Annotated in this window: 9 protein-coding genes and 1 pseudogene; 4 read left to right on the forward strand and 6 right to left on the reverse strand. The window is 38.0% G+C overall.

The genetic code is table 11. From position 1 onward, the window contains the following. Positions 1-294 precede the first annotated feature (294 nt). Both ACSHXM_RS12065 and ACSHXM_RS12070 read right to left on the reverse strand, forming a co-directional pair. Positions 295-672, reverse strand: a complete 378-nt coding sequence (locus ACSHXM_RS12065) for a nuclear transport factor 2 family protein (protein ID WP_435689022.1) — start codon at positions 670-672, stop codon at positions 295-297. A 190-nt stretch (positions 673-862) separates the two neighbouring features. After that, a complete protein-coding gene (locus tag ACSHXM_RS12070) occupies positions 863-1,930 on the reverse strand; it encodes a GGDEF domain-containing protein (protein ID WP_435689023.1) in 1,068 nt (355 codons plus the stop codon). Positions 1,931-2,204: 274 nt separating this feature from the next. Between ACSHXM_RS12070 and ACSHXM_RS12075 the strand changes: the two genes are divergently transcribed. From ACSHXM_RS12075 to ACSHXM_RS12090, 4 genes are all read left to right on the forward strand, one after another. Continuing rightward, positions 2,205-3,713 carry a beta-N-acetylhexosaminidase gene (locus ACSHXM_RS12075; RefSeq protein ID WP_435689024.1) on the forward strand — a complete coding sequence of 503 codons (1,509 nt, stop codon included), beginning with the start codon at positions 2,205-2,207 and terminating at the stop codon, positions 3,711-3,713. Positions 3,714-4,114: 401 nt separating this feature from the next. After that, positions 4,115-7,147, forward strand: coding sequence for a TonB-dependent receptor (locus ACSHXM_RS12080; protein ID WP_435689025.1), 3,033 nt, complete (start codon positions 4,115-4,117; stop codon positions 7,145-7,147). Between the two features lie 171 nt (positions 7,148-7,318). Continuing rightward, a complete protein-coding gene (locus ACSHXM_RS12085; protein ID WP_435689026.1) occupies positions 7,319-8,671 on the forward strand; it encodes an alkaline phosphatase D family protein in 1,353 nt (450 codons plus the stop codon). A 517-nt stretch (positions 8,672-9,188) separates the two neighbouring features. Next, positions 9,189-10,673 (forward strand): serine hydrolase, encoded by a 1,485-nt coding sequence (locus ACSHXM_RS12090; RefSeq protein WP_435689027.1) that lies wholly within the window; start codon positions 9,189-9,191, stop codon positions 10,671-10,673. 647 nt (positions 10,674-11,320) lie between these two features. On the opposite strand, the gene ACSHXM_RS12095 is transcribed toward ACSHXM_RS12090, so the two are convergent. From ACSHXM_RS12095 to ACSHXM_RS12110, 4 genes and pseudogenes are all read right to left on the reverse strand, one after another. Next, positions 11,321-11,752, reverse strand: coding sequence for a cupin domain-containing protein (locus ACSHXM_RS12095; protein WP_435689028.1), 432 nt, complete (start codon positions 11,750-11,752; stop codon positions 11,321-11,323). An 83-nt stretch (positions 11,753-11,835) separates the two neighbouring features. Continuing rightward, the gene (locus ACSHXM_RS12100) at positions 11,836-12,126 is read right to left on the reverse strand and encodes a putative quinol monooxygenase (RefSeq protein WP_435689029.1); all 291 of its coding nucleotides are present in this window, start codon (positions 12,124-12,126) and stop codon (positions 11,836-11,838) included. Between the two features lie 326 nt (positions 12,127-12,452). Then, positions 12,453-13,556 (reverse strand): L-dopachrome tautomerase-related protein, encoded by a 1,104-nt coding sequence (locus tag ACSHXM_RS12105; RefSeq protein ID WP_435689030.1) that lies wholly within the window; start codon positions 13,554-13,556, stop codon positions 12,453-12,455. 67 nt (positions 13,557-13,623) lie between these two features. Beyond that, positions 13,624-13,746: pseudogene (locus tag ACSHXM_RS12110) on the reverse strand (zinc-binding alcohol dehydrogenase family protein); the annotation flags it as partial.

Genomic DNA, 13,746 nt, shown 5'->3' on the forward strand with positions numbered 1-13,746 from the left:
TATGGTTGTTTTTTGTTTTATTGGTAATGCCAATTTGACTCCCAATATGTTTTGATATTTTAAGGTTGAGGCGGTTTTAAGTGATTTAGTGAAAACTATTACGGGATTTAATGACACTTCTTATGCTGGATTTAGGTTGTATTTCTTCACGTATATGAAGCGCTAAGTGGTAAACAAAGGGGGAGGTTGGAGAGTTAGGTTTTCTTTTTGGAGCTGAAATTATTTAAAGGAATTGGTATTAGGAACGTTGCAACGAATTTTTAAATCGTTGCAAACTTCAAATAATTTAATGTTTTAGGTTTCATCTATTGTACTTTCTAGGTGCCATACCTTAGAAACGATACACCAACCGTCTGAATCTTTAACAAAAGATAAGTGGTCAACAAATATATTTTGATGAGCTCTTAATCGAAGTTTTACCATAGCGCAGTCTTTGGACAACCAGTCGATGAGTATGATTTCTTCTTGGCGCTCTTGAGCGACACTGGCTGGTGAGGGGCGTGTTGCTACGTCTTGTCTAAAACTTGCAATTGGATCGACCAATAACTGACCTTCATCTACATCAAATAGACTCGAAGATTTGTGAAAGACTTTATCTAATAAATTCACATCACAGTAATAAATAGCATCAAAATAAGATTCAATAGCTTTAGATAGCTCTACATCTCGCATAACGGTGTGACCTCAGAATTAACGCAACCACTTTTTAGTTGCCTATGAAATTGAGTCGTAATGATAAAATGCCATATTAAGTGTGTATATTGGTTAATCAGACATAGTTCGTTAAAAACAAGACATTTTAAAGGAAGGGGACACTTATTTATTCCAACTTAACAAAAGACTGTTTTTATATTTAACAGTCTTACATGCTGACCTTATTTCTACCTTGGTGTTTTGCGCGATACAAAGCGTCGTCCGCTTGTTTAATTGTGGTACTAATTTGGTCTAAGTTTGTTGTACCTAAGCTGATACCAATACTTAGTGTGCAGCTAATACTTTTATGATTAACAATAGGAATACTCAGTGATTCAACTGCGGCTCTAATTGTCTCTGCTAGCTTATGAGCCGAGTCTAGATCGGTATCTGGAAGTAATAATATAAATTCTTCACCGCCATATCGGGCTAAAATATCGCTGGCTCGTATTTTAGTTTTAATTAAATGAGCAACGCTACTTAAGGCATTGTCTCCTTCTATATGACCATAGGTATCGTTTATATTTTTGAAATGATCCAGATCCATTAATAATAAGCAGAAAGCTTTTTGATTTTTATCCTCTTGACGATATAACTTTTCAGCCAATTGCATGAAATTTCGGCGATTGTTTACCCCTGTCAGGGGATCGATAGATGCCATTTGTTTGAGTTTATTTTCTCTCGAGGTGATCATTTGATTGAAAATAAACATAACAATACCGAGCTCTATGATAATAACGAGTATTGTAGAAGAGAATATCCAAGTTTCTGCTTGAGGAGTCAGTTCAATAAGTGGGTTGCGGGGAGAGTGCTCACAAATGAAAAACAGTACTGTTGCAATAAATGTAATGACAATTTTTATGAAGTTATCTTTGTTGTCTAGTAACAAAAATACGCCACTTGGAAATAATAAGTAGTAAAAATGAAATCCAGTATTTGAGGTAAATATTTGAGTTGTTAGTATCAATACATGGCTAGCTAGCACGGTAAAAAACCATACAGTGGCTGCATTTGAGTGTTGATAATGAATTAAAACTAATGAAATAGAATACGCCAGAACAAAAATTAAATTTATGGCGGCAATGTAAGGTTGGTCTATCTGAATCCAGAAAAACAACGCATATAGCAGGGCTACTATGCATGTAAAATTACAAACAAATTTGATTATTTTAAGCTGTGACTTTTGATCAGAGAAATCACCTAAAATGGTTACATCTTTTTCTACATCAATTTTCATTGCTGCATAACACCATTAATTTAATACCTTACCAATTTTAGCAGTATGCTTGACTAGCATCCAATTATTGACCTAAAAGTTAACCCAAAATCTTAAATTGATGGCTGAACGGGTTGGTAATTGCCCGGTACCTTGGTGGTTATTTACATAATGGCCGGCAGATGGAGGTACAGTTGGTGTTTATTACTGCTAAGACGTTCATCTTTTTGATAAACCTTATTTTGTCCTGTTAGTATTATATTTACTGAGTGATTTAGTTAAATAGGGTTCCTCCATGAAAATAATTTTTTTCTTTTTAGTCACTATGTTTGTTGTGGGTTGTGAAAAAACAAACAATGAAAGTCACCCTGCAAATAATAGCTCTGCTTCATTAGACAAACAGTTACCATTGATACCCTATCCTCGAACGGTAAATCGTTTTGAAGGCGATTTGGAGCTGAAGGCAACCATCGACATTAATAATTCAGCGCAGGGTTCGCCTACTGCGTTATTAGCCTTAAACAGAGTGTTAACTAAATTTAACATTACCCAAGATAATACTTCTGCAACAAAGCTAAATATTCAACTCACTGACGATCCAAGTTTAGGATTAGAAGGTTATCGCTTGAGTATCGCCCAGTCTATCGAACTAAGCGCTAATACCGACGCGGGTTTGTTTTATGCCGTGCAAACCTTTAGTCAATTGTTAGCTAACCAAGATGAGCATAAACCTTCCTTACCTAACGTTGAGATTATCGATAACCCAACCTTTGGTTGGCGTGGAAATATGTTAGATGTGGCTCGTAGTTTTTTACCCGTTGAGTACCTAAAATCTCATATTGACCGCATGGCAACATTTAAGTTAAATCGCCTGCACCTGCATTTAACTGACGACCAAGGCTGGCGTGTAGAAATAAAAGGTTATCCTAAATTAACTGAAGTGGGCGGGGGAAGTTCAGTTGAAGGAGGGCGTTCAGGGTATTATACCCAAGAACAAATTCGTGAATTGGTTAAGTATGCCCAAGAGCGACAAGTGGTTTTGGTGCCAGAAGTTGATTTACCGGGCCATACTCAAGCTGCTATTGCCTCGTATAATAAATTAGCTTGCGATGATGTGACTAATTTAACTACTTATAGCGGTGTAAAAGTAGGGTTTAGTAAATTGTGTTTAACTAAACCTGAAACGACTTATCCATTTGTAAAAGACGTACTAAGTCAGATAGTAGAATTGTTTCCATCAAAGTACATTCATATAGGGGGAGATGAAATTAAGGATCCTCTTTACCCTGAGTTTATAGGACGAGCTACCCGCATTGTAGAAGAATTAGGTCGCACCGCTATCGCTTGGGAAGAAGGCTCAGTGGCAGATAATAAAACCGATGTATTGCTGCAATTATGGAATGACAAATATGATATTCAGCCAGCTTTAGATAAAGGACACCAAATTATTTTGTCACCGTGTTCCTACACCTATTTCGACCATGGTAATTATCAAGGGCAACCTAATACTTATGATTGGTGCAGAAAAGAAGGTGTACCATTAGAACGAGCTTATCAACTTAACCCTCAACAATTTTCGCAGGTGAAAGGCGTGGAGTCTGCAATGTGGTCTGAGTTGGTACATACAGATGAGACAGCAGATAACCGGCTTTGGCCTAGGTTATTGGCTACTTCTGAACTTGCCTGGACTATAGAAAGTAATAGAGATTACAAAGCTTTTTTATTACGTGTTAATTCAATCCTGCCAATTTTGGATGATATGAATATTCACTATTATTCTTTACCAAAATTAGCGGGTGAATGAATTTAAAGGACAATTATCATAAAATTTGTTGAGGCAAAAAAACAAACCTTCGCCTGTCAGAGAGTTTAATTAATCAGTTTTTACTGATTGCTAAACTCTCTTCCTAAACTTATTCCGGTCTATACCATTCTTTATTTCTGCTAACTCCAGACTAATTTTTTACGTTCTTTTTTAAAAACAATATTTTTTATTTATCCTTTCTTTTAAATTGGTAATGCCACTTAACCACATGACTAATAAGGAATTTTAAGAAGTTGTTCGTTATTTATACTCTTTCGAATGACATTTTACTCTATAGGGATATGTTGATTTTTCGTTAATTTTGTTTGAAAACCGTTTGATTTATGTATATGTTAACTGCTTATAAGATAAGAACACAATGACAACAGAGGACCACACTTATGAGAACGACACATATAAAAAGGAGCACAGTAGCGTTAGCTATTACTGCAGCTCTTAGTACATTTTCAGGAGCTACTTTAGCGCAGTCTGCCAATGAAGATGCAGACGCCACTGAGGTAATTGAAGTTACTGGTATCCGCACTGCACTTGCTAGTGCAATCGCTGAAAAAAGAGCTTCTGCAAATATTAAAGAGGTTATTCAGGCAGAAGACATTGGTAAATTGCCAGATAACAATTTGGCCGAAGTACTAGAAAACATTACTGGTGTACAAATTGATAGAACAAACGGCGTAGGTACAGGTGTACAAATACGTGGTACAGGTGCCAACCGAGTTGAAATAAATGGTGTGTCTACCGTTAGTTCTGGAAGTGGGCGTACTGGTATTAGTTTCGAAGATTTACCTGCGGCGCTCATCGCCTCTTTGGAAGTAACTAAAGCACCTGATGCCAAAACAGTTGAAGGTTCTGTAGGCGGTACAATCAATTTACGTACTTTGCGTGGTAATAGTCTAAAAGAACGTTTAACACAGTTCAGAGTACAATCAGAAACAAGTGACTTAGCTGACTCCACAACACCTAAGATTTCAGGTACCTTTGGTGACAACTGGGAGACTGATTTAGGTAAGTTGGGTGTCGTCATTACAGGTAGTTATGCTGAGCAAGACGTTGCTTCTGCTAACCCCCGTTTTGACCGTGACCGTGTGGTTATGCCTGATTCTGGTAGAGCAAGTGCCGAAGCTTTTCCTTTTTTAAGAACTCAGTTTTTGGACCAACCTTTAAACGCAGAAAGTTATGAAACGAAAAACTTAACAGCATCAATAGAGTTGCAATCAAGCGATAATGTAAAGTTCTATTTTGATGCGACGTTAAATGACCAGCAAAGAGCTCGTAAGAACTCTAGAGCACTATTTTCCGGTACAGGTGGCAACCCAGTTATCGACGCAACGACTAATACTGGATTTGATACTATTAATCTAGGTTCAACAGACGGCCGTTATGGCATGTTAAACCTGGGCGAAGTTCAAGTTGTTACGAGTGGCGTGTTAGGTGTAGGTGTATCTGACGATGGCCGTACAATTGATCCGAATTTACGTACCGGTAACAGCACGTCTTCTCGTTTAACAGAAAGCAGCGTATTCGCACTTGGTACTGAATATAGTGGAGATAACTTCCAATTAAATGCTGAGTTATCGTATTCAGATTCCAAAACAGATAGCCCGAATTTAAACACCGATTTAGACTTCATTAACCCTCGTGGCCCACAAGTTTCAGCTGACACCAGAAATGATAACGGTACACCAGCCATCTTTAATCTTGTTAACGATACGTTTGAGTTTGGCATAGCGCCAGGATTACCTGAAACTCCTACTACTCAAGAATTGCTAGACCCAGCAAATTATGCGCTTAGACGTGTGAGCCAAGGTCTTAGAACGCGGGAAGGAACAGAAGCTGCTGCACGTGTTGACCTAACTTATGACGTGTCAGATAACATGCCGTTTTTTGTTGATGTAGACGCAGGTATTCGTTGGAATAAGACTACGAATACCACCGATAATGCTACCTCTAGAACAGATTTTGGTAACTGGAATCGTCCAAGAGCTAATTTATTCTCTGACATAGTAACGCCTGGAGCTAATAACTTTAACGCCGCTGATAGTCGTGAGCTTTATGTTCGAGATTATTTGATATTAGACAACGAAGCTTCATTTAATGATCCCGATTACGTTATTTCAGTGTTAAACGATGCAATCGCAGTAAACAATGCTCTTAACGGTGAAGAGTTAAATGGATCAATATCAACGTTAGAAAATCAGGTGTCATCTTTCTTTGATATTGAAGAAGAAACCACAGCACTCTACCTACAAGGTAATTATGAAACTGAATTAGGCGATATATTTGTTAGCGGTAATATCGGCCTTCGTTATGTTTCGACTGAACTGACTTCTCTTGGTACAAGTGAAGTTGGCGGTGTTGTTACGCCTAGCACTGAAAAGGCAGATTATGATTTTGTTCTTCCAAGATTGAACATTAACGCTGAATTGTCTGATGATTTGTTGTTAAGAGCCGGTATCGGTAAAGATATACGTAGACCTAACTTTGATTCTCTTTCAACATCAGCCAACTTTGGTGGCAGTGCTTCTGGGTCAGTTACCATTGGTAACCCAGCACTTGAGCCTGAGCAAATTTGGTCTTACGATTTGTCTTTAGAGTATTATTTCTCACCATCTAGCTTTGTTAGTGTTGGTTTATTCCATAAAGAAAGAACCGACTTAATTACTGCAATTCAAGACGAGCCAGCTGAGCCAATTGGTTCTACTGGACAAATTGAACGTGATACCACAGCTCCTTGTGAAGGTGGTGGTGTTTATAACCCTAATGTTCCATGGGAAAACTTCAACGTATTCTCTAGTGTTGAAGGTATAGACGGTATTTGTGTAGCAAGTCGCTCCAGTATTAATGCTAATGGTACTGAAACGCAAAGTGGTATTGAATTTGCTGTTCAATATGACCTATCAGCTTATGAAGATGAATTAGGTTGGGCGTCTGGATTTGGTGTTATTGCTAACTATACCTATCAAGAATCTGGCGCAGCATTAGATGAATTCCGCAGTGCTTCAGGCGCTATTAACCAAATATTAGGTCGTACTGACACAGATAATAGTACACCTAGTCTTGCTGATGACGTGGTAACAGAGCGTATTACTTTGGATAAATTATCTGAAAATGCCTATAACTTTACTTTGTTCTACGACAAGCATGACTTTAGTGCTCGTGTACGTTACACGTGGCGTGATGCGTTCTCTGAAACATTAACTCGTATGCGTTTTAACATCCCACCAATTGTTGGCGCTCGTGGGCAGTTAAATATGAGCCTTAATTACGACATTAATGAAAATTATACTGTTGGTATTGAAGGCGTTAACTTAACGCAAGAAGATCGTACAAGATGGTGTTTCAACGAAGGCACGTTATTGTGTGAGCAAAGCTTAACGGACCGTCGTGTAACTATCGGTATCACAGGTAAGTTGTAGTCAGCTAACATTTTGTAACTGTGATTCGTTACTTGGTTAATTCAATTTAACTATTAAAAACTCCGGCTTTAAGTCGGAGTTTTTTTATTTTTGATGAGATATTTTTAAAGCCTTCTATACTCAGCATACGATTTATTAAAATTGGTTAATTTACTCGTTAAGGAGCTCGTCATGGAAGTTAGAAGTTTTAAAGTTGGCCCTATTTTAGGCCAAGTCACCAAAGATTCTGCACACATATTTGGTACTGGTAAACCAAGAGAAAATAGACATGTTTTCACTGTTTGTCGTATAAAAAAAGTGGCGGGTGGAAAGTGGTCCTCTCCCATTAAGCGTTTTGCCCAGCCTCATTTCGATTATTCTAGTGTCACCATCAACAACAACCTTATTTCAGCAACTGAATATGAATATCAATGTGGTTTCATCCGCTGTAAAGAGGGCGAAGAGGTTGATCTGGATGATTTAAATTGGTCTAAAGTAGCAACTTATAAATTTAACACTCCCAGTGATAGTGACTCAAGCACAGTGCGCTTTGCGTTTGGATCATGCCGATATTTATTAAAACTTTTTGGCGGGAGTATATTTGACTCAAGAGGAGATAAAACCTTTGGCAGTATGGCCAAAGAAGAGTTGGATCACGTATTCATGTTAGGTGACCAAATCTATGCAGATGACCTAAACTTTTTGGGAGCTGATTCTTGTATAGATGATTTTTTAGATCGATATCGAGACGTATTCAGTCAGCCTAATTTTTCCAAATTAGTCAGCTCTACACCCACTTATATGACCTTAGATGATCATGAAATAGAAGACAATTGGCCAAGTAAAGCCAACCACAGTGACCTTGTCATAAAATATCCAGCCGCCATGCATGCTTATAAAATTTATCAAATGAGCCATAGCCCAGCAGCCACCTTAAATAGTGATAACAGCAAAGTCGCTAATGTCGGCAACAAGTTTTGGTACACCACACAAAATGGCTGTAGCGAATTTTTCATTATGGATGTGAGAACCCAACGTACCGAAAGCAGTATTATTAATGCGGAACAATTTAGTGCTTTATTAGCCTGGCTTGATAATGGCTCTGGTAAGGCGAAGTTTGTGGCTACATCGGTGCCATTCTTCCCAGATTATTCTAAGAAAAACAATGATAAATGGAGTGGTTATCAATCTCAAAGAAATCAAATTTTAGATTTTATAAGCAGTAAAAATATTTCGAAGGTGGTATTTTTAAGTGGTGATGTTCACGCGTCCATGGCGGCAATTTTAACCCGTTCAGATAATCCCGATTTTCATGTTGTATCAGTCGTGAGTAGTCCATTTTTTTGGCCTTACCCTCACCCTAATCAAGATACATTTCAAATGGACGGTCAATTAAATGGTCATGACAAAATTCAGGTAAATAAGTTAATTGATGTATTTACTGAAGAAAGTTATGGAAAAATCACTGTTGATCCAAAGCAGTTGAATATCGAGATTAAAGACAGAAAAGGCCGTGTAAAAAATAGTCGAGTTGTTAAGTTTTAGACACTTTACCAATAACCAATAACCAATAACCAATAACCAATAACCAAAAGCCCGAATATTGTAACCTGGGCTTTTTGTTTTTACATACATAGCTAAATAAGCGTTATGTTTTACACTGCCCCTTTTATTCGATAGGGGAGGAAACTAATTTTTTCGGTTAACATCAAGTCGTCCAATTCAATTAAATCGCTTAATTTGTAATCTATTGTTTAGTCATAGGATATGAACTAGTCTAGATCAACAAGCTCTAGTTACTGTTCCTAAGAGATAGAATCTCACAAAAGAAGTTGCTTAGATTCGTTTATCTCGTCGCAAGTGTCTTTCAACCAGCCTGTTCTTGAAAAGAACCAGCCGCCTTTGCAGCAAGGCTAGTGAATTGGCATTGAATGCAAGCTAGAAGTAGAGTTTATCGCCAAGATTTAGAGTTTGAAATAGCGACTAAGTCCGATAGAACAGTGTGATGGCGTTAATGTTTTTGCTTGAAAAAATTAACAGTAAACCTTGAGGAACCATGAATATGAAGAAACGTTTGTTATCATTTAGCATCATTTTAGCATTATCAACGCCAGCATTAGCGGTAACGCCAGAAGACGCTCTGTCCTCAAGGTTTCGGGCGGTTGAAGCTTTTATTGATGCAAATCTTACAAAAGAGTCTGTGCCTGGATCTGCGATAGGGATCGTTCACGATCAGGAGCTGATCTGGAGCCATCAATTCGGTGTTGAGAGTTACGCTACTAATAAACCAGTAAGCAATGATACTCTGTTTAGCATTTGTTCTGTTTCGAAATTGTTCAACGGTATTGCTGCGATGAACTTGGTTGAAGAAGGAAAACTTGGTCTAGACGCTCCACTTTCCGAATATAATAGTGCGTTAGAAATGGCAGATAAATTGGGCTCAGAAGAGCCAGTTACGGTGCGTGGCATCTTGAGTCACGTTGCTGGAATACCTCGCGAAGGTACGCGAGATTATTGGGCAAACACTAGTTTCCCCGATTCAGCCGGTTTACAGGATATGGTAAGCAGCCATGAATCACTTTATCGCCCTTATGATCATTGGCAGTATTCCAATATTGGTATGGCAATGCTCGGTGATGTAATTGGAAAGGTTAGTGCTGAAAACTGGGGGAGTTACGTTAAGAAGAATGTTTTTTCGCCCCTTGATATGAAGTCATCACAAACGGATATGCCATTTGAAAAAGTCGGTAATGGTTTTGCTCAGGGATACTATGTGCGCAGTGCAAAAGGGGAGCGTAATCCAGTCGAAAAACATAGCTTCAAAGCTTTTTCTCCAGCTGCTGGAGTCGCCTCAAGTGTTAACGACATGGCCAAATTTGCCTCTTGGCATTTCCGGTTGCATGAAAATGGTGGAGAAGAAGTTCTTAAGGCTACTACTTTAAGAAATATGCAGCGTGTACATTGGGTAGGTGCCGATTTTGATGAGGCAGCTTGGGGACTAGCTTATGGTACCCGAAGATATGACGGAAAGACGTTATGGGGCCATGGTGGTTATTGTCCTGGCGCAAGAACTGAATTCGTGATGCGTTTACCCACAAAAGTCGGCGTTGTTATGATGGTGAGTGTTAATGATGTATCTCCCGCCGCGATGGTTAAATCTATCTATTCACTTACCAAAGGAGCAATTGGTAATGTGTACGATAAAAAGACTGACATAGATGACAAACAGGTATCAGATAGTGAAGTGGCAAAACAAGAATCGACTAACAAGGATAAGCTGAATTTATCTGATTACGAAGGATCCTACTATGTACCTAATTATGATCACGATAGTTATATAGGTGTTGATGAGAAAGGGTTGTTTGTAATGCCATTATTTGCCAAGGACCCCGCAGAACGTTTACAAACCTGGGTACATAAAGAAGGCGATATATTTAGCCGAAAACGTAAAAATGGTTCGTTAGCTGAATCAATTACCTTTGAACGTGACTCAAAAGGTCAAGTCGTTTCTGTGGTACAACATGGGTATCGCGCATTGAAACGGTAATGCAATGGCTACCCAAAAACTTAATACAGGTTACAGTTTTAGGTATACCAATACATTATTATCAATGAAAAAGCTTTTATAAATATTCAGATAAAAAAGCCCGCAAACTATTAATTTGCGGGCTTCTCAATTTTTACGTCGGTAAATAAGCGTTAAGTTTTACACAGAATAAAACGTTTAGTACAAGGCAGTAATCAACGTTATAGACTAGTAAAATTACATCATGCCGCCCATCTGTGGATTAACCACTTGTTTTTATTGGGTGTGTTACATGGGAGCTGGTGCTGATACCCCACTTTATACCCCGGAGAACTCAACAACCAAGCTAATCTATTGAATAATAAAACATCATTATTTCACACATTTTAAATTAGCTGACATTAAATGTAATTTCCTATGGCGCTTCCGCCCCTTTTTGAAATAGAGTTAACTGTCAATATTGCCACAAAGAAGACCTTTCTTAATCCACTAAATCAACATCAAAAAGGTCTTCTCTGATACGAAAGTAGAAGTTATCCTTGGCTTACCTAGTGACAAGTGACCCAACAAAGCAGACGTTAGGATAGACGATTACCTTATGCCTTTTGAACGCTCAGCCAATGGTTCTTTTAGAACTCCTACATTATTAATATTTATTATGGCGTAAGTTACTGGTGTACATCGTTCTGACGGCGTGTAGGTGCATCAATGGCAAGAAATACCAAAGGGTGTTCTAAAATCTTAATAACTTGATGATTTACACCGCGACTCCAAAACACCATTTCACCAGCAGCAGCTTCAAAAGGCTGACCACCATCAATACTGAATATTGCACGTCCCGACTTTATTGAAAGGTAAGTTGATGAAAAAGCGTGGTTATGAGTAGGTACCGGATTATATACTCGAAATACACGAACCCCTACTTCACCGTTATCAGCTAATCGTCGATCGACAAAGGGTTTATCGCTGCTTTCAGGTAATGAATCGATAGCGGCTAATACGTCAATTTTTCCAAACGATTGTGGTAACTGTTGAGCTGTCGCAGATATTGTTAAAGACATCCCTGTTAAAGCGGCCATAAACGTGAGACTTTTTTTCATGTTCCTATCCCCGATATAAAGTAAAAGTGTATGGTTCGATATTGAGGGTAAAGGCCTTACTATCGAACCATATCGAAATATAATTAAGCTGTTTTAGTCATTTCACTTAATGTAAATTGTGCCACAGCACCTTCAGTTGCAGCCATGTAATCAGCTAAATGTTGGTTAGCCATATGTGTTTGCCAAAGTTCGCGTGTTTCCCAGTTTTCATAAAACATAAAGTGTGTTGGATTTTCGTTGTCTTGATGTAAATCGTAGTTAATACAACCTTCTTCAGCGCGTGTAATGTCGATTAATTTTAAAAGCTCTGCTTTTACTAATTCAAGTTTGTCAGGGTTAGCGATAATGTTTGCAACGATAGTTAATGTAGTCATAGGATATTCCTCTAAATAGTAAGTTATATGTTGAGCTTTCTGTAACTCATTGGTTATAAGAATAGAGTATTATTTATTGCAATTAAACAGCTTAATGTTTGAAACATTATCAAATTAAAATAGACAATCAACATTCAATGGTTAGTCATAAGTGACTGATAATAGCTAAGGATAAAATTTGTCTAAGGCCGTTACTTTTTGTAAACAGAGTGCTTTCCTAATGACACTTTACTCCTGAGTGCACAGAGTAGATGGGGTAAATAAATACAAAAAAGCTAACACTCGCAAAAGTGTTAGCTTCGTTTTACCTCGGCTTTTTTATAAAGTTATTTGCTATAACGGAATCGCGTTAATTTGTATGGCGCTTTCGCTTTACCTAAACCTTGGCTAAATGCAGGATGTTGATGTAACTGGTCTTGTGTTACATATACCCAACCATTATTTACTACAATACTATCAGGCCATGATAATACTTTGTCTTGTACAAGTATTTCATATTTACCTTTTGTCGTTAAACCAATAGCGTTGTTTTCTAGGTCTGTGACTAAAATACCACCGCCCGAAGCGTAAGCTATACCATCACTTGGGTTTTTAGGACCAAATTCTTCAATTTCTCCCGCTAACTTTTTATTAGATATCCGAGTGTCAGCTAAAGAAGATGCTTTTATACGATAAATTTTTGTGCCTGTGAATGCACCGAAATATACCCAGTTGCTTTCATCGTCAATCGCTACCGGATTTAAACCAAAGCGTAGTTTATTTGTTTTTCCTTCTTTTGTAGAAGAGGCAAGTAATGATGCTTCAATAACAATATCGCGGTCTTCAGGCATGAGTGCCGTTGCACCTTCTAATACACGCTTAGAAATACCTGTTTTTAAGTCAACAACGATAAATGCAGGTTTAATTGCTCCGGCAAAGTTACCAAACGACATGTCAGCAATATAGATTTTTTGGCGTTTTTCATCAATAACAAAATCTTGTAAGAATGAATTAGCCAATAGTGCAGATTTAGTGAGTTCAAGCTCTTTAACTAATTTATTGCTTACAGAGTCCCATGCAATCACTTTAGCGGGTGAGTTTTCACTGCCCATATCTAAGATCCACACCACTCCTTTACTGTCACTGTGGACTCCGATTACTGAAGAAAGTCCAACTTTACCTATTTCAGGACCATCAGCCCAATCTTGTGTAGGGAAGGCTCGCTTTGAGCCATTAGCCATTACTTCTACAACTCTAGTTTTAGGACCATCTAGCGGGTGCATGCTCACAATCATACGGCCTGCTGGAGTAATTGTGATACCACCACCACGGTAATCAGTAAATTCCGTCACTACTTCTAATGAACCAACTTCTGTTGCGTTAGCTATTGGGGCTATAGTTCCGATTAAGGATAATGTCGTTATGACGACTGTATTTTTTAAAAACTTCATTTTTATACCTGTTATTAAAGATTATATTTAAAGGTTTAGAGGAACATTTACATTGGTATAGTTGGTTTTAAAAACCTTCTAAAACAATTTTTCCAATGGATTTTCCTGATTCAAGTACTTCATGCGCAGCTCTTAGATTTTTAGCGTTAATTGTTCCTAAGTTTTTACCCACCGTAGTGCGGATATACCC

The sequence above is a fragment of the Paraglaciecola sp. genome (genome assembly GCF_051252315.1).
Classification (GTDB): domain Bacteria; phylum Pseudomonadota; class Gammaproteobacteria; order Enterobacterales; family Alteromonadaceae; genus Paraglaciecola.

What these genes read in the sequence shown, in the direction of transcription:
- ACSHXM_RS12065 (WP_435689022.1), bottom strand. Translation starts at nt 672, where the DNA reads ATGCGAGATGTAGAGCTATCTAAAGCTATTGAATCTTATTTTGATGCT.
- ACSHXM_RS12070 (WP_435689023.1), bottom strand. Translation starts at nt 1,930, where the DNA reads ATGAAAATTGATGTAGAAAAAGATGTAACCATTTTAGGTGATTTCTCT.
- ACSHXM_RS12075 (WP_435689024.1), top strand. Translation starts at nt 2,205, where the DNA reads ATGAAAATAATTTTTTTCTTTTTAGTCACTATGTTTGTTGTGGGTTGT.
- ACSHXM_RS12080 (WP_435689025.1), top strand. Translation starts at nt 4,115, where the DNA reads ATGAGAACGACACATATAAAAAGGAGCACAGTAGCGTTAGCTATTACT.
- ACSHXM_RS12085 (WP_435689026.1), top strand. Translation starts at nt 7,319, where the DNA reads ATGGAAGTTAGAAGTTTTAAAGTTGGCCCTATTTTAGGCCAAGTCACC.
- ACSHXM_RS12090 (WP_435689027.1), top strand. Translation starts at nt 9,189, where the DNA reads ATGAAGAAACGTTTGTTATCATTTAGCATCATTTTAGCATTATCAACG.
- ACSHXM_RS12095 (WP_435689028.1), bottom strand. Translation starts at nt 11,752, where the DNA reads ATGAAAAAAAGTCTCACGTTTATGGCCGCTTTAACAGGGATGTCTTTA.
- ACSHXM_RS12100 (WP_435689029.1), bottom strand. Translation starts at nt 12,126, where the DNA reads ATGACTACATTAACTATCGTTGCAAACATTATCGCTAACCCTGACAAA.
- ACSHXM_RS12105 (WP_435689030.1), bottom strand. Translation starts at nt 13,556, where the DNA reads ATGAAGTTTTTAAAAAATACAGTCGTCATAACGACATTATCCTTAATC.